Genomic DNA, 15,493 nt, shown 5'->3' with positions numbered 1-15,493 from the left:
CTTCCCGCCGCAGGCGCACTCCGGCAATGCCCGTTCACCGGCAATTCCAGCTCGGCCACGAGGGTTTTACCGAAGGGGCTGCGGGGGCGAATGTTCCAGCGGTCGGCAAGAGTCGATAGGGGATGCCCCATTCGACGAGCCGCCGCTCGGCTCCAAGGACGTGAAGGGGCCGCACTTGACCGTCGGCGCCCGTACGTGGTCGGAATTCTTCGCGTACGCGGCTACTTGAGGGCTCCGCGCGTCAGGCCCAGCTCGCGGGCCAACGCCTCCTCCGCCCACTCCAGCATCGACGCGCGGGAGAGCGGGCCTTCGTAGGACGTCATCTGGACGGCCAGACCGTCCAGGAGCGCCGTGAGGCGCCACGCCGATGCCGTGGGGTCGGGGCAGTCGAATTCGCCCGCCGCCGCGCCCTCGGCCATGACATCCGCGAGGGCCTTCTTCCACTGCTGGTCCAGGCCCCCGGCCGTCTCCCGCAGGACCGGATCGCGGAGGGCCGCCGCCCACCCCTCGATCCACAGCCGCCACCCCTTCGCCTGCCCGGTGGGCGCATACCACCGCACCGCCGCGCGCAGCCGCCGCACCGCGGTCGTGCGGCGGCCGAGGAGACGCCGGAGGTGGGTGAGATCGGCCTCCGCGGCGTGCGCGAACGCCGCCGCGACAAGCTTCTCCTTGGTCGAGAAGTGGTACAGGACGAGCGCGTTGGAGACGCCCAGCGCCGAGGCCACGTCGGAGACGCGGACCGCCGCGACACCACGGGCCTCGATCTGCTCAATCGCGGCGCGCAGCAGCTCTTCGCGCCGCTCCGCCACGTTCAACCGGACTCTTGCCACGCCGTCAGCCTACAGGCGGCGGCGTGCGAGAACCCTTGACACCGCCCGGCTGCGGGGCCACAGTCCCTTCCCATTACTGACTGTGCGTTCAGTTAGTTGGAGCGTTCCGCTTCGTCATCCCGCCCGCGTCGTCGCAGGGAGTCCGCCGTGAGAGACACAGAGACGCCACCGCTGTCCGCTCCACAGGGCCGCAAAGGCCCCGACGCACCCGACCTCTCCGAGGGCTGGGGCGAGCAGCGCGGCCGGCTGCGGAAGGATCTGCGGCGGCTGGACGTGCTGTTCTTCCTGATCTGCACGCTGGTCGGGCTCGACACGATCGGCTCGGTCGCGGCGCAGGGCCCGCAGGGGCTGACCTGGATGGCGATCCTCGCCCTCGCCTTCTTCCTGCCGTACGGGCTGCTGGTGGCCGAGCTGGGATCGGCGTTCCCCGTACAGGGCGGCCCGTACGTCTGGACCCGGCTCGCCTTCGGGCGCCTGACGGCCGGCCTCAACCAGATCCTGTACTGGATCTCCAATCCGGTCTGGGTCGGCGGCAGCCTCTGCATCATCGCGCTGACGACGTGGGAGGAGTTCTTCACGCCGCTGCCGGGCGTGTGGAAGTACGCGGCCGGGCTGATCTTCATCTGGGGCGGCGCGCTCGCCGTCGTGCAGGCCGTACGGTTCGGCAAGTGGGTCCCGATCGCGGGGGCCGTCGCGCGCATCGTGCTGCTCGGCTTCTTCCTGATCTCCGTGGTCGTCTTCGCATTCGAGCACGGGGTGCACGCACTGCCCGCGAGTGAATTCGCCCCGACGTACGCGGGATTCATCGCACTCGTCCCCGTGCTGATTTTCAACTACGTGGGATTCGAGCTGCCGAGTTCGGCGGCCGAGGAGATGACCAACCCGCGCCGGGACATTCCGCTCTCGATCCTGCGCTCGGGCCTGGCCTCGATCGTCCTGTACGGCGGCCCCATCCTGGGAATCCTGTTCGTTCTCCCCGCAAAGGAGATCGGCAGCCTCGGGGGCTTCATCGACGCGTGCAAGGCCGTATTCACGGTGTACGGGGGCCATATCGCCGCCGACGGCACCGTCACGCTGAGCGGGGCGGGCTCCATCTTCGGCGGGATCGCGGCGGCCGGGCTCATCATCGGGCTGCTGACCAGCGGCGTGACGTGGGCGATGGGTGCGCACCGGGCACAGGCGGTGGCCTGCGCGGACGGCGTGGGACCGGCCTGGCTCGGCAGAATCGACGAAAAGCGCGGCACCCCGATCCGGGTGAATCTGCTGTCGGCGGTTCTCGCTTCCCTCCTCTTCGTCCTCGCCCTGAACCTCACCGAAGGCGACGGCGAGAAATACTTCGCGGCGGGCCTGGGCCTGACCATCTCCACCACATTCATCTCGTACGTCATCACTTTCCCGAGCCTGCTGGTACTCCGCCGCAAGTACCCGGACACGGTGCGGCCTTACGCCGTACCGGGCGGCCGCGTCGGCGCATGGGTGGTCACCACACTGGCAACGGGCCTCGTCGCCTTCACGGTCGTGGTCCTGATCTGGCCCGGCTTCGGAGTCGGCTGGTTCGGCACGGCGGGGGACGCGGCCGACTCCCTGCCCCCGTCGTTCGCGGGCCAGCGGCTCGCCTACACGCTCAGCCAGGTACTGCCCCTGGCCCTGTTCCTGGTCATCGGCTTGGTGTTCTACGCGCTGGGCACGAAGACGCGGCGCGCGAAGGGGTGACCTCAGCGCCGGAGGGGCCGTCCGCGGTGTGCGGGCGGCCCCTCCGGTGGTTGCGGGTTTCCGGTGGTCGTGAATTCAGCTCAGTACGGCGGCGGCGTCCAGGGCCACCGCGCCGCCCGGGTGGACGAGGAGCGGGTTGATCTCGATGTCGGTGAGTTCCGGGTGTTCCGCGGCGGCGTGGGCGAGGGCGCAGAGGGCGGCCGACGCGGCGTCGAGGTCGACGGCGGGGGCGCCTCGCCAGCCGGTGAGCAGCGGGGCGTGGCGCAGGGAGAGCAGCAGGTCGCGGGCGTGGTTGGGGGTGAGCGGGGCCGGCGCGAGTGCGGTGTCGGCGAGGAGTTCGGCGCGTACGCCGCCGATGCCGGCCATGAGGACCGGGCCGAAGGCGGGGTCGCGCCGTACACCGGCGATCAGTTCGACCGCGTACGGAGGTGTGGCCATGGCCTCGACGGCATACCGGGTCGCGCCGGTGGCCGCGCGCATGCGGGCGAAGGCGGTACGGAGCGCGGGCTCGTCGGCGAGGCCGAGTGCCACTCCGCCGGCCTCCGTCTTGTGGGCCAGCCCCATCGCCTTCAGGACGAGCGGGAAGCCGACGCGGTGCGCGGCCGCCGCGGCCTCGTCGGCGGTGCGGACGAACTCGGCGGCGGGGAACGTCAGTCCGTACGCGCAGAGCAGGTCGCGGGTGGTCCGGTAGTCGCCGTCAGGGACGCGGTACAGGGCCGGAGGCGGGGTGGGCAGGGGTGGCCTGAGGCGTGCCGTACGGAGGCGGGCCAGGCCGGAAAGGGCGGCGGCGGCCTGCTCGATGCGTTCGTAGACCGGGACGCCGTGCTCCCGCAGGACGGCGAGGGCCGGAGTGTCGCGGGCCATGGTGTGGACGAGGAGCGGGCGGCCGGAGGACGCGGCCGCGTCGGCGAGCTCGTGGGCCACCTCCGTCTCGCGCGCGGCCTGCGCCGGATTGCCGGTCGCGTAGTCGCCGAAGTAGCCGGTGAGGACCACAGCATCGGCTTCACCGCAGGTCAGCAGCGTACGAGCGAGGCGCGCGTAGCTACCGAGGTCGGCCTCGCCGGCGCCCGCGAGGTCGACGGGGTTACCGGAGGCGGCGTTGGGCGGGAGGTGGGCCGCGACGGCTTCGGCGGTGGCGGCGGAGAACGCCGGCACGTCCAGACCGCGGGCAGCACAGGCATCCGCGGCAAGGGCCCCCTGCCCCCCACTGTCGGCGAGAACAGCGACACGGGGGCGGGCTTTTAGGGGCGCGGGGAACTGCGCGAGCGGCCACGACGGTGGGGAAGCCGCCGGCGGAGGAGCAGGGGCTGCCCCTGCGGCGCGCCCGCGCGTAGCCAGCAGGCACACCGCCGTGTCGACCACCTCGCCCGCTGTGTCCAACAGCAGCGCACCGCCGTCCCGGCAGACGGCGGCGACCGTGGCGCGGGCGCTGACAAGCGCACCCGTGTGGGAGGCCGCAGCGCGGCCCGACGCGGTGCTACCGCCCACGGTCAGCAGCAGGACCGGTTTGCCCGCCGCGTGCGCCGCGGCCAGCGCCCGGGCCAGCCGCCGCCCGTCGCGAAAGTCCTCGACGTACGCGGCGATCACGCGCGTCGGCTCATGGCGCACCAGCGCCAACAGCGCGTCCGTGGCGTCGATGTCCCGCTGGTTGCCGAGCGAGACGAAGCGCGAGAAGCCCTGCCCGGCGCGGGCCAGCAGGCGGCCGATCTCCAGCGCGAGATTGCCGCTCTGGGAGACCAGGCCGACCTGCCCGGCCGGGAAGTCGCCCCAGCTCAGGCGGAGGTCGCTGGTGGTGTCGACGACGCCCATGCAGTTCGGGCCGAGCAGCCGGGCGCCGTGCGCGGTGACCTCGGACGCCAGCGCCCGTTCCGCGGCGGCGCCCGTGCCGCCGGAGGTGATGACGGTGAAGCAGCGGGCGCCGGCCGCCAGGCCCTCGGCGACCACCGCCCGCACCTGGTGCGGCGGCACGGCCACCACCACCTGCTCCGGTGCGCTCGGCAGGGCGGCGAGGTCCGGCAGGAAGGGCACGCCGTCCAGCGCGCCGCCGCGCCGGTTGACCAGATGCACCGCCCGGCGCCCGCGCCCCGCGAGCGCCCCGGCAGCGAGCCAGTACCCCCACTTCTCCGGATTGGCCGAGGCCCCGACCACGGCCACGGAACGGGGATCGAAGAGCGAGCCCAGAGGCTCGCCCTCCGGGGCCGTCGGGGCCGAGCCCAGCGGCTCGCCCTCGGGGACCGTCGGGTCGGCCCTGCCCGGCTCCCCGGCCGTCCGGCCGCCCGTCATCGGTACCACCCGAACCGCTCCGCGATCACCGGCAGCCGGTCCGCCACGATGCCGTGCGCGGCGGCGCGCGGCGTGCAGCCGACCGCCTCGGCGCGCGCCAGCATCTGGTCGATCAGGGCCCGCATCGACCGCCGTGTGTACGCGAACGCCTCGTCCGCGTCGGCACCGATGTCCCCGAAGAGCGTCCACCACCACCAGGCGTTCGTACCGGAGTTGACGACGACGTCCGGCAGCACCGTCACCCCGCGGGCGGTGAGCAGCGCCTCGGCCTCCTCCCGTACCGGCATGTTCGCCGCCTCGACCACCCAACGCGCGGCGATGCCGGCCTGGTTCCCGGCGTCGATGGCGTACGAGACGGCCGCCGGTACAAGGATCTCCGCCTCCGCCGACAGCCAGGCGTCACCCGGCAGTTCGCGGTCTCCGGGGCGCAGCGCCGCGCGGTCCACCGTGCCGTGCGCGTCGCGCGCGGCGAGCAGCGCCTCGACGTCCAGCCCGTCCGGGTTGGCCATGGTTCCCTTGACGTCGGCGACCGCGACGACGCGCAGCCCGGCGCGGGCGAGGAAGCGCGCGGTCGCGCCGCCCATGGTGCCCAGCCCCTGCACGGCGACCCGGGTGCCCGCATACGGGACGCCCGCCCTGTCCAGCGCCGCGAGCGCGGCCTCCGCGACGCCGCAGCCGCCCACCAGTTCGTCCAGCCCGATGCCGTCCACGTCGATGGCGAAGGCGTCGGCGAGCCGCTGCCGGGCGGCCGTCTCGTCGTCCAGCAGCGGGTACACCGCCTGGATGGAGGAGACCAGCCCGGCCTCGTCCGCCGCCTTGTCGACCAGGTCCTGCGTCAGCCCCAGGTCCTCGCCGGTCGTCCAGAAGTGCTCGATGTACGGGCGCATGGCGCGCAGGTAGCGCACGAGCACGCCGTACGCCTCCGGCGCGCGCGGGTCGCAGTCGATGCCGCCCTTCGCGCCGCCGAGCGGGATGTGCCGGCCCTCCGGGTTGTAGTGCAGCGCCTCCTTCATGGTCATGCCGCGGGCGAGCCCGGTCACCTCGTCGAGGGTGCAGCCGGCCCGCATCCGCAGGCCGCCGCTGGAGACGCCGCGCACGAGCCGGTCGATGACCAGGTGACCCTGGTGACCGGTCTCGTGATCGGTCCAGGTGAGGGACGTCAGGGGGGCGGACCGGTTCATCGGGCGGGCTCCTCGGGGACGGTGATGACGGTGGGGCCGGGGGTGGCGAGTGCCTTGCCGAGGGCGTCGGCGAGCTCCTCGGGGGTGGTCGCCCGTGCGCCGTGGCCGCCGTACGCACGGGCCAGCGCGGCCAGGTCGGTGGGCGGCAGATCGACGGCGACCTGCCGGTCGCCCCGCGCCACCATCTCGTCGCGGATCTCGCCGTACCCCCCGTTGTCGAACACGACCACAGGGAGCGGCAGTCGGGTCTGTACGGCGGTGGCCAGCTCCTGTACGGAGAACTGCAGCCCGCCGTCGCCGCTGAGCGCGACCACCTGCCGCCCCGGGTCCGCGGCCTTGGCTCCGATGGCGGCGGGCAGCGCGTACCCGAGGGTGCCGAAGCCGGTCGGGTGCAGAAAGCGGCCCTCGGGGCCGAGCGGGAGGTGCGGGATCGCGCCGTAGTAGCAGCACTGGGCGCTGTCGGAGGTGAGCACGGCGTCCGGGTCCAGTACCTCGCGGAGCACCCGGAGGTACGGCAGCCAGCGCGCGTCCCGCTCGGCCGTCTCCGCGTCCCGCTCGGCACGAAGCGCGGCGGCCGTACGTGCGGCCGCACTCGTGTCCCGCTCGCTCCCCGCCTCCCCGATCGGCGCCCGTACCTTCTCGATCAGTGCCCGCAGCGTCTCCCGCGCCTCCCCCACCAGCGCGATGTCGGCCGGGAGCACCCCGTACATCTGGGCCGGGTCGATGTCCGCGCGGATCAGCGGGCCGCCCAGGGCGAGCGGCTCGGCCGTCCATACGTCCGACTCGGCGAGCTCCGTGCCGACCGCAAGCACCGCGTCGCAGTCCGCCGCCAGCCGGCGCTGCACCACCGGGCTCTGCAGCGAGACGCCCAGAGAGAGGGGGTGGGTCTCGGGGACGATGCCCTTGCCGTTGGCGGTGGTCACCACGAGGGCCCCCAACTGCTCTGCCAACGCTCGGCATTCGGGGGCAGCGGCCCGGGCTCCGCCCCCGAGGACGAGAGCGGGACGGCGGGCCGTACGCAGCACCTCCGCGGCTTCGGCCACCGGGCCGGCATCGGCGCCCACCGTCACGCAGGGCGGCGCGAGCCGTACCGGGCCGGGTGCCTCCGTCGCCGTCAGCAGGTCCAGCGGCACCTCGATGTGCACCGGGCGCGGCCGCCCCGTACGGAAGAGCGTGAACGCGCGGGCGACCGCCGCGCCGATCTCCGCCACCGTCGACACCCGGTGGCTGACCGCCGCGACCGCCCGCAGCGCGTCCGTCTGGCTGCGCATCTCGTGCAGCAGCCCGGTGGACTGCCGCGGGTGGCGCAGCGGCATCCCGGGCGAGACGACGAGCAGCGGGACGCTGTCGGAGTACGCCTGGCCGACCGCCGCCGCGATGTTCAGGAGGGCGGGGCCGGTGGTGGTGAGCGCGACGCCGGGGCGGCCGGTGACGCGTGCGTACGCGTCGGCGGCGTAGCCCGCGCCCTGCTCATGGCGGGGGTTGAGGTGCGCGATGCCGTACGCGTCGAGGTGCCGGTAGATCTCCAGGTTGTGCGTGCCGGGGATGCCGAACGCCTGCGTGACGCCGTGCGCGGCCAGCGCACGCACGACGGCCCGGCCGCCCGTCATGGCCGCCGTCATCACATCCCCCGCGCGATGACGAGCCGCATGATGTCCGAGGTGCCTTCCTCGATCTCCTCCAGCTTGGCGTCGCGCATCCACTGCTCGACCGGGTACTCGCGCGAGTAGCCCCAGCCGCCGAGCGTCTGGACCGCGGCCCAGGTGCAGTACGCGGCGGTCTCCGAGGCGGTGAGCTTGGCCATCGCGGCCTCGGTGGTCGCGTCCAGCCCGGCGTCCAGCCGCTTGGCCGCGCGCCAGGTCATCAGCCGGGCCTGCTCGACCCGGGTCCGCATGTCCGCGAGGCGGAAGGCGACGGCCTGGTGCTCGATGATCGGCTTGCCGAACTGCTGCCGGGTGGTGGCGTAGTCGCGGGCGTACTCGTAGGCGGCGCGCGCGATACCGGTCGCGGCCGCGCCGAGGATCGCGCGCGAGATGTCGAACGTCCGCATGAGGCCGTGGAAGCCCTGGCCCTCGTCGCCGAGCCGGTTCTCGTCCGGTACGAACGCGTCGCGGAAGAAGATCTCGCGGCAGACGATCGCGCGCTGCCCCATCTTGCGCATGGGCGCGCCGAATTCGACGCCCTCGGTGTCCTTGCGCAGCAGGAACGCGGTGACGCCGCGGGCGCGCAGCGCGGGGTCGGTCTTGGCGAAGACGACGTACAGGTCGGCCTCGCCGGCGTTCGAGATCCACGCCTTCTGGCCGTTGATCCGGTAGCCGCCGGAAGTGCGGGTCGCGGTGGTGGTGATCGAGGCGGCGTCGGAGCCGGCGCCGGGCTCGGTGGTGGCCAGGGCGGTCATGGGGGTGTCGGGGCCGGTGAGCGGGGTGAGCCAGGTCCGCTGCTGCTCCTTGGTGCCGAGCTCCAGCACCGGGTCGGCGAAGAAGCCGTTGGAGCAGAGGAGGTTGCCGATGCCGAGGTCGCCCGCGCACAGCTCCTCCTGCACGAGCGCCTGGGTGGAGACGTCGGTGAAGCCGCCGCCCCCGTACTCGGCCGGGAGCATGAAGCCGGTGATGCCGACCTCGGCGGCCTTGCGCCACAGATCCCAGGGGGTCCTGGTGTCGGCCTCGTCCACGTCGCGGGCGCGCGGCCGGATCTCGTCGCGGGCGAACGCGCGGGTGAGGTCGATGATGTCCCGCTGCTCGGGGGTCAGCGGGACCAGCTCGGTGGGCAGCTCTGACATGGGCTCTCCCTCTGCGGCAACGGCACGCTTACTGAATCGTGAGTCAGTATTTGGAGCGGGAGCCGGGCATGTCAATGAGCCCGCCGACTGAATCGTCGGTCAGCGGGCTGGGTACAGGAGAGCGGTGTGCGGCGTCAGCCGTGACGGCCGGGGCGCCCGTACTCAGCCGTGGCGGCCGAGGCGCTGGTCCAGTGCGCGGTCGGCGCGGTCCAGCGCTTCCGCGGTGTCCCGGCGGGCGGCGGCCGCGTCGGGCAGGCCGAGCGCGGCGGCGATCTCTTCCCAGTCATGCCCGGAGGAGAGCAGCGCGCGCACGGCGGCACCGAGCGCGGAATCGGCGGCGGCCCGCACCCGGCCGATCTCGGCGAGGGTGGCCAGCAGGTCGGGAGCCGTGCGCGCGGCGGCGCTGTGCTGCTGGGCGAGGCCCAGCGACTGGTCGGTGGTGACCCACCAGTCGCCGGCGGTGGCGGCGGGGAGTTCCGGTGTCAGGGTCATGCGATCAGGGTAGCGAGGCAGGACCACACACCGGGCCACTTGGTCCACTGAGCGGACCAACACCATTCCCTTTAGAACGTGCCCGCTTCTGCCATGTTCTTCAGCGTGTGTTCCAGCGTGCCGCCGAGGGCCGACTTGGTGACCCGGGCCTGCGGAGTGTCCACGTAAATGGAGTTCATGTGGAGGCCGGCGTCGTTGCGGTGGAACCAGAAACAGATGCCGTTGCTGCGCGAGGCCCACAGGTGCTTCCTGGCGTTCCGCGCGGCGTGGTGTTCCGCACCCGGCGCCTTGCGGAAATCCAGGTACGAGAAGAAGTTCACGGCATACGGCCAGTAGCGGAGCGCGGTGTACTCGCGCGGCGCGAGGAGCCGCCATGCCTGTACGAACGGTACGTCGGCATGGCGCTGCATTTCGGCGAAGGCGTCCCGCACACCGGCCATCACCTCCGCGAACTCCGCGCCCTCCGGCACCGGGAATTCCATCGGCATGGTGTTGATGAACCAGCCCATGGTGTGCGCATAGGCGCCCCGGCCGCGTTCGTTGACCGGCATGAGGCCCCGGTAGACCGACGGCCCGCCCTCCTTCCGGAGCGACACCCCGACCGCGGCCAGCAGCCCCATGAACAGCCGCCCGTCGACGGCCCGGCACTGGTCGTCCAGCGCCGCGGCCCCGTCCGCCGGCAGAAGCGTTTCCGTTTCGTTGACCGTGGGATACAGGCAGCCCGGCTCGACGCCGAGGTCGAGCGGGAACGGCGGGAAGAAGTTCCCGCCCCGCGCCATGAACCCCTTCCAGTGGTCCAGCCGCTCGTCCTCCGCGGCCATGGTCCCGTTGCGGCCGCGCTGCTCGCGGCTGAAGTCCACGTAGCTGCCGACCTCGGAGAAGTCGGGCTCCTCGCCGCCGGCGTAGGCCGCGTACGCGTCGGCGATGTCGTGCACCGCGATCGGCGTCGACAGCCCGTCGGTCACCAGGTGGTCGCAGGCGAAGTACACCGTGGTGGAGTCGTCCCTGACCACCGCGCCCATGATGATCAGCGGCCAGGACAGCGTGTCGACCCGCTGGAAGAACTCGTGCAGATACGTGCGGATTCCGGCGGTGGAGCCGACCGGCCCCACGTCGACCGTTTTGAGTTCGATGTCCTCCGGCGCCAGCGCGTCGCAGGACAAGTCACCGGCGAGCTGCTGGAATGTGCAGCGCAACACCTCGTGCCGGCGCACGAAATGCAGCAGTGCGGCTTCCAGCGCGTCCCGGTCCAGCGGCCCGGAGATCTCGAACGACCCGGCCACGTAAGCCGATACGGAATCGTCCGTGCTGCGCGAGTCCTGGGCGACCGCGAAATGTTTCGCCTGGTTGTACGTGGTGGTCTCGTGCGGCGGGTCGGATTCGGCCGAGCCGTGCATTCTCGTTTCCACCACCGACCACTCAAAGACGTGTCCCGGGGCGATCTCCACATCTTCGATGGGTACCTGAAGCACTATGGCTCTTTTCGTTGCCTGTCAGTTGCCATGCCGCTCGCGCGGCCGGGGCGGGCGGCATTGGCGGCCACGACCCGGACCCGCTCCTTCACCCAACGAGCCGGAATGCCGACAGAAACGGGGGCCATGACAAGCGCCCGGACGAGGGCCGCCCGAACAAGGGATCCAAAAAGGGCCCTTCAGGCTCAGCCCTCGACGCGCTCCACCTTGTCGATGAGCAGGGCGTATGCCAGCAGGCCGACCAGGACGACGATCGCGATGTAGCCGAGCGCCCAGGCGAACGAGCCGGTGCGGTCCACGATCACGCCGATGACCAGCGGCGTCAGCACACCACCCGCGTTCGCGGCGAAGCTGAAGACGCCGCCGCCGGTGCCGGTGAGCCGGCGCGGCACCGCGTCGGAGAAGAGCGCCCAGCTGTTCTGCATCAGGCCCTGCGCGAAGAACGCGATGGACATGAACGTGATCACCAGCGGTACGGAGTTGGTGAAGTTCGCACAGACGATGACCGAGGCAAGTACGAAACCGATCATCACGGGGGCCTTGCGAGCGAACGTACGAGAGAACCGCCCGGAGTTCAGCATCCGGTCGGACCACGCGCCGCCCGCCATCGTGCCGACCAGTGCCGCGAGGTACGGCGCCGAGGCCCAGAAACCGGCCTTGATGATCCCCATCTGCTTCTCCTCGACCAGGTAGCTGGGGAACCAGGTGAGGAAGAAGAAGAGGACCGAGGCGCTGGCGAACTGGCCGATGTACATGCCCCACAGCCGCCGGTTGCTCAGCAGGACCCGCAGGTCGGCCCAGACGCTGGTGTCCAGCACCGCCGCCTGCTCCTTGGCCGCGGCGATCTCCTCGGCGGACTCCAGTTCGTCCGCCTGCCGGATGTGCGCCAGCTCCGCCGCGCTCACCTTCGGGCTGTGCTCGGGGCGGTCGTAGACCCTGGCGAACCATACGACGGAGAAGAGCAGGCCGACGGCGCCGGTGATCACGAAGACCGAGCGCCAGCCGAAGTGCACGGTGAGCAGGGAGAGCACCGGCGCGGCGACGGCCAGGCCGATGTACTCGCCGGAGGTGTACGTGGCGGTGGCGCGGCCGCGCTCCCGGCCCGGGAACCAGTTCACGACCAGGCGGTTGTTGGACGGGAAGGCGGGCGCTTCGAAGGCACCGAGCGCGACGCGGATGCCGACCAGCGGGACGAAGCTGCGCGCCGTCGCGACCACGACGGTCGCCAGCGACCAGCCCACCAGCGCGTACCCGAAGGCGAGCTTGGCGCCGATCCGGTCGATGAGCCGGCCCGCGGGCACCTGGAGGAGCAGGTACGCCCAGCCGAAGGAGGAGAGCAGCAGGCCCTGCTGGGTGCCGGAGAGGTGCAGCTCGTCCTTGATGTGCGGGAGCGCGACCGAGAGGTTCGTACGGTCGAGGTAGTTGATCGCCGTGATGACGAAGAGACAGGCGAGCAGCCCGTACCGGGCGCGGCTGAGCGCGGGGCGGGCGGTTTCCGGTACGACGGGTGGTGCGGGGCGCATCGTCGCGCTCATGCGAGGACTCCTTCGTCCGATCCGCGGTGCGGACCGGGGTCCGCGGCGGGATCTGGTCCGCTGTACGGACCACTCGGTCCGGGCTGCGGTGACGATAGAACGTGTGCTGACTATCTACAAGAGGTTGCCGGCGAGTAACCGGAGGACTGCGTGACCTCTGGTCCGCACAGTGGACCGGGATCCATACTGGGCGCCATGAGCGAGAGCGAGAGCGGCGGCATGCGGACGGTTCAGCGGGCCATCGACATCCTGGGACTCTTCGGCGAGGAACGCCCGGCGCTGACCCTCCGGGAGATCGTCGCGGGCAGCGGGCTGCCCAAGACCACCGCGCTCCGCCTGCTGCAGACGCTCCGCATGAACGGCCTGCTGTGGCTGGACGAGCACGGCCGGTACACGGCGGGCCCGACCTTCCTGCGCTGGGTCCGGCTGGCGGACCAGGGCTGGCGGCTGCCGGCCAACGCCCGGCGCGCACTGCGCGAGCTGGCCGCCGAGCACCGGGAGACGGTGCACCTGTACGTACGGCGGGACGTGCACCGGATCTGCATCGCCCAGGAGGAGGGCCCGCAGGCGCTGCGGCACGTCGTACGGGTCGGGGACGAGCTGCCGCTGTGGGCCGGCGGGCCGTCGAAGGTCCTGCTGATCGACGCGGAGGCATCGCTGGTCGAGCGGGTCGCGCGGCGCTCCCCGCACGGCACGAAGCACGCCCGGACGCTGACGGAATGGGCGGCCGAGGCGGAGCGTGCCGGGTTCGCGGTCAGCCACGGCGAGCACGAGGAGGGGCTGTCGTCGGTGGCCGTGCCGGTGCGCTCGCGCGGCGGCGAGGTGGTCGCCACGCTGTCCTTCGGCGGCCCGTCGGCGCGCTTCACCGCCGAGCGGGTGCCGCTCTTCGTCGCGTCCCTGACGGCCGCGGCCCGCACGGTGGCCGGCGGCCTGCCCGTCACGGGCTGAGCGCCGGCGGTCCGCCGTACGGACCGGACCACGCCCCGGCGGCCTCAGAAACGCAGCCCCCGGACCGCTAGCCCCGCAGCTCCTCCGCCGCGTCCGCGACCCGGCCGATCAGGCGCAGCAGCGTCTCCTGCTCGCCCTCGTCCAGCGGGGCGAGGAAGACCCGGTTCATGCGGGTCGTGCGGGTGACGAGCTTGCGGTGCAGACGGGCGCCCTCGTCGGAGAGCTTGAGTACGTTGCGGCGGCCGTCGTGCGGGTCGCGCACCCGTTCCACCAGGTCGCGCCGTACCAGCCGGGCGACCACGTCGGCGATGGTCGAGCGGTCCAGGTGAACGTGCTCGCTCAGCGTGCGCTGGTCGATGTCCGGCTTCTCGACCAGCGCGTTGAGCACGGCGAACTGCGGCGAGGTGATCTCCTCGGACACCATCGCGCCCCACAGCAGCGAATGCGCCTGCTGCAGGCGGCGGGCCAGATGCCCGGGATGGGTGTTCAGATCGACCGCAGCCATCGAGCCTCCCGTGAGCGAACCATCAGCGAACCATTGACGAATCAGAACCTTGGTGGAAGTCTACGGCCCACTGAAGATTTAGTCAGTGCACTGAGCATTTTCCACTAGCGGAGTGATGATGGCCGAGATTCGCAGCCTCCACGACGCCGTGGCGGACCTCATTCACGACGGGGACACCGTCGCGATGGAGGGCTTCACCCACCTGATCCCGTTCGCGGCGGCGCACGAGATCATCCGCCAGGGCATCACCGACCTGACCCTCGCCCGGATGACGCCGGACGTCATCTACGACCAGCTGATCGGCGCGGGCCTGGTGAAGAAGCTGGTCTTCTCCTGGGGCGGCAACCCCGGCGTCGGCTCCCTGCACCGCTTCCGCGACGCCGTCGAGAACGGCTGGCCGCGCCCCCTGGAGCTGGACGAGCACAGCCACGCCGGCATGGCGAACCGTTACGTCGCGGGCGCCTCCAAGCTCCCGTTCGCCGTCCTGCGCGGCTACCGCGGCAGCGACATCCCCAGCCGTACGGACACCGTCTCGACCGTGACCTGCCCGTTCACCGGCGAGAAGCTGGCGGCCGTCGCGGCGCTCAACCCCGACGTCACCGTCATCCACGCCCAGCAGGCCGACCGCGCGGGCAACGTGCAGATGTGGGGCCTGACCGGCGTGCAGAAGGAGGCCGCGCTCGCCGCGAGCCGGGTGCTGGTCACCGTCGAGGAGATCGTCGACACCCTGGAGCCGCGCCCCGGCGGCGTCGTCCTGCCCACCTGGGTACTGGACGCGGTCGTACACGTACCGGGCGGCGCCCACCCCTCGTACGCCACCGGCTACACCGTCCGCGACAACGCCTTCTACCAGGCGTGGGACCCCATCGCGCGGGACCGCGACGCCTTCACCCAGTGGATCGAGACGCATGTGCGCGACGCTCAGGCGCCCGTGGCCGACGCCGAAGGAGCGAACGCCTGATGTCCGAAGCGCCCGTCACCGAGACGGAGTTCCCCCAGTTCACCCGCGACGAGCTGATGGAGGTCAACGCGGCCCGCGCGCTGGCCGGCGCGAAGACCTGCTTCGTCGGCATCGGCCTGCCCAGCACCGCCGCCAACCTGGCCCGCGCCACCGTCAATCCGGACCTGGTCCTCATCTACGAGTCCGGCACGATCGGCTCCAAGCCGACCGCGCTCCCGCTGTCCATCGGCGACGGCGAACTGGCCGAGACCGCCGACGCGGTGGTGCCGGTACCGGAGATGTTCAACTACTGGCTGCAGGGCGGCCGGATCGACGTCGGCTTCCTCGGCGCCGCCCAGGTCGACCGGTACGCCAACATCAACACCACCCTGGTCAACCGTGGCCCGGACAAGCCCGAGGGCCGCCTCCCCGGCGCGGGCGGTGCCCCGGAGATCGCCTCCAACTGCGGCAAGGTCCTGATGGTGCTGCGCCACTCCACCCGTAACTTCGTACGGGCACTGGACTTCGTCACCACCCTCGGGCACGGCTCCGGCCCCAAGGACCGCGCCACGCTCGGCATGCCGGGCGCCGGCCCGACCGCCGTCATCACCGACCTCGGCGTGCTGCGCCCGGACCCGGAGACCGCCGAGCTGGTCCTCACCGAGCTGCACCCCGGCGTCACCGTCGACCAGGTACGAGCCGCCACCGGCTGGGAGCTGCGGATCGCGGACGAGGTCGGCACCACCGCGCCGCCCACCGCCGAGGAGCTGGCCGCGTTGCGCGCACTCAAGGCAGCAGGGAAGAGGTAGGAGACC

Annotated in this window: 13 protein-coding genes; 4 read left to right on the top strand and 9 right to left on the bottom strand. The window is 72.1% G+C overall.

Translation table 11 applies throughout. The features are described 5' to 3' along the window. Positions 1-221 precede the first annotated feature (221 nt). Positions 222-830, bottom strand: coding sequence for a TetR/AcrR family transcriptional regulator (locus CCS38_RS26015; protein WP_223735750.1), 609 nt, complete (start codon positions 828-830; stop codon positions 222-224). A gap of 147 nt (positions 831-977) precedes the next feature. Here CCS38_RS26015 and CCS38_RS26010 point away from each other — a divergent pair, with 147 nt between their 5' ends. Then, a complete protein-coding gene (locus tag CCS38_RS26010) occupies positions 978-2,543 on the top strand; it encodes an APC family permease (protein ID WP_308050875.1) in 1,566 nt (521 codons plus the stop codon). Between the two features lie 75 nt (positions 2,544-2,618). On the opposite strand, the gene CCS38_RS26005 is transcribed toward CCS38_RS26010, so the two are convergent. The 7 genes from CCS38_RS26005 to CCS38_RS25975 all read right to left on the bottom strand — a co-directional run bounded on the left by CCS38_RS26005 (position 2,619) and on the right by CCS38_RS25975 (position 12,285). Further along, entirely contained in the window at positions 2,619-4,826 is a 2,208-nt protein-coding gene (locus tag CCS38_RS26005; protein ID WP_223735749.1) for an acetate--CoA ligase family protein, read from the bottom strand. Then, a complete protein-coding gene (locus CCS38_RS26000; RefSeq protein ID WP_223735748.1) occupies positions 4,823-6,007 on the bottom strand; it encodes a glutamate dehydrogenase in 1,185 nt (394 codons plus the stop codon). Before CCS38_RS26000 ends, CCS38_RS26005 begins: the two co-directional genes overlap by 4 nt. After that, complete coding sequence (locus CCS38_RS25995) at positions 6,004-7,617, bottom strand: thiamine pyrophosphate-binding protein (RefSeq protein WP_223735747.1); 1,614 nt, start codon at positions 7,615-7,617, stop codon at positions 6,004-6,006. The genes CCS38_RS26000 and CCS38_RS25995 overlap by 4 nt, the downstream gene beginning before the upstream one ends. Positions 7,618-7,628: 11 nt before the next feature. Then, the gene (locus CCS38_RS25990) at positions 7,629-8,786 is read right to left on the bottom strand and encodes an acyl-CoA dehydrogenase family protein (RefSeq protein WP_223735746.1); all 1,158 of its coding nucleotides are present in this window, start codon (positions 8,784-8,786) and stop codon (positions 7,629-7,631) included. Positions 8,787-8,948: 162 nt separating this feature from the next. Further along, positions 8,949-9,278 (bottom strand): hypothetical protein, encoded by a 330-nt coding sequence (locus CCS38_RS25985; protein WP_223735745.1) that lies wholly within the window; start codon positions 9,276-9,278, stop codon positions 8,949-8,951. A gap of 71 nt (positions 9,279-9,349) precedes the next feature. Further along, entirely contained in the window at positions 9,350-10,750 is a 1,401-nt protein-coding gene (locus CCS38_RS25980; protein WP_223735744.1) for a condensation domain-containing protein, read from the bottom strand. A gap of 185 nt (positions 10,751-10,935) precedes the next feature. After that, positions 10,936-12,285, bottom strand: a complete 1,350-nt coding sequence (locus tag CCS38_RS25975; protein ID WP_223735743.1) for an MFS transporter — start codon at positions 12,283-12,285, stop codon at positions 10,936-10,938. A 195-nt stretch (positions 12,286-12,480) separates the two neighbouring features. Here CCS38_RS25975 and CCS38_RS25970 point away from each other — a divergent pair, with 195 nt between their 5' ends. Next, positions 12,481-13,233 carry an IclR family transcriptional regulator gene (locus CCS38_RS25970; RefSeq protein ID WP_223735742.1) on the top strand — a complete coding sequence of 251 codons (753 nt, stop codon included), beginning with the start codon at positions 12,481-12,483 and terminating at the stop codon, positions 13,231-13,233. 67 nt (positions 13,234-13,300) lie between these two features. Here the strand turns inward: CCS38_RS25970 and CCS38_RS25965 are convergent, their stop codons facing one another. After that, positions 13,301-13,738 carry a MarR family winged helix-turn-helix transcriptional regulator gene (locus CCS38_RS25965; RefSeq protein ID WP_223735741.1) on the bottom strand — a complete coding sequence of 146 codons (438 nt, stop codon included), beginning with the start codon at positions 13,736-13,738 and terminating at the stop codon, positions 13,301-13,303. Between the two features lie 118 nt (positions 13,739-13,856). Between CCS38_RS25965 and CCS38_RS25960 the strand changes: the two genes are divergently transcribed. Continuing rightward, complete coding sequence (locus tag CCS38_RS25960) at positions 13,857-14,699, top strand: CoA transferase subunit A (protein WP_223735740.1); 843 nt, start codon at positions 13,857-13,859, stop codon at positions 14,697-14,699. After that, on the top strand, positions 14,699-15,487 hold the full coding sequence (locus tag CCS38_RS25955; protein ID WP_223735739.1) for a CoA-transferase subunit beta: 789 nt from the start codon (positions 14,699-14,701) through the stop codon (positions 15,485-15,487). The genes CCS38_RS25960 and CCS38_RS25955 overlap by 1 nt, the downstream gene beginning before the upstream one ends. Positions 15,488-15,493 lie beyond the last annotated feature (6 nt).

The organism is Streptomyces purpurogeneiscleroticus (genome assembly GCF_020024005.1).
GTDB lineage: Bacteria > Actinomycetota > Actinomycetes > Streptomycetales > Streptomycetaceae > Streptomyces > Streptomyces purpurogeneiscleroticus.
The sequence above is the reverse complement of the archived record's forward strand: the minus strand, read 5'-3'. Positions and strand labels throughout refer to the sequence as shown.

What these genes read in the sequence shown, in the direction of transcription:
- CCS38_RS25975 (WP_223735743.1), bottom strand. Translation starts at nt 12,285, where the DNA reads ATGAGCGCGACGATGCGCCCCGCACCACCCGTCGTACCGGAAACCGCC.
- CCS38_RS25965 (WP_223735741.1), bottom strand. Translation starts at nt 13,738, where the DNA reads ATGGCTGCGGTCGATCTGAACACCCATCCCGGGCATCTGGCCCGCCGC.
- CCS38_RS25995 (WP_223735747.1), bottom strand. Translation starts at nt 7,617, where the DNA reads ATGACGGGCGGCCGGGCCGTCGTGCGTGCGCTGGCCGCGCACGGCGTC.
- CCS38_RS25990 (WP_223735746.1), bottom strand. Translation starts at nt 8,786, where the DNA reads ATGTCAGAGCTGCCCACCGAGCTGGTCCCGCTGACCCCCGAGCAGCGG.
- CCS38_RS25955 (WP_223735739.1), top strand. Translation starts at nt 14,699, where the DNA reads ATGTCCGAAGCGCCCGTCACCGAGACGGAGTTCCCCCAGTTCACCCGC.
- CCS38_RS25985 (WP_223735745.1), bottom strand. Translation starts at nt 9,278, where the DNA reads ATGACCCTGACACCGGAACTCCCCGCCGCCACCGCCGGCGACTGGTGG.
- CCS38_RS26000 (WP_223735748.1), bottom strand. Translation starts at nt 6,007, where the DNA reads ATGAACCGGTCCGCCCCCCTGACGTCCCTCACCTGGACCGATCACGAG.
- CCS38_RS25960 (WP_223735740.1), top strand. Translation starts at nt 13,857, where the DNA reads ATGGCCGAGATTCGCAGCCTCCACGACGCCGTGGCGGACCTCATTCAC.
- CCS38_RS25970 (WP_223735742.1), top strand. Translation starts at nt 12,481, where the DNA reads ATGAGCGAGAGCGAGAGCGGCGGCATGCGGACGGTTCAGCGGGCCATC.
- CCS38_RS26005 (WP_223735749.1), bottom strand. Translation starts at nt 4,826, where the DNA reads ATGACGGGCGGCCGGACGGCCGGGGAGCCGGGCAGGGCCGACCCGACG.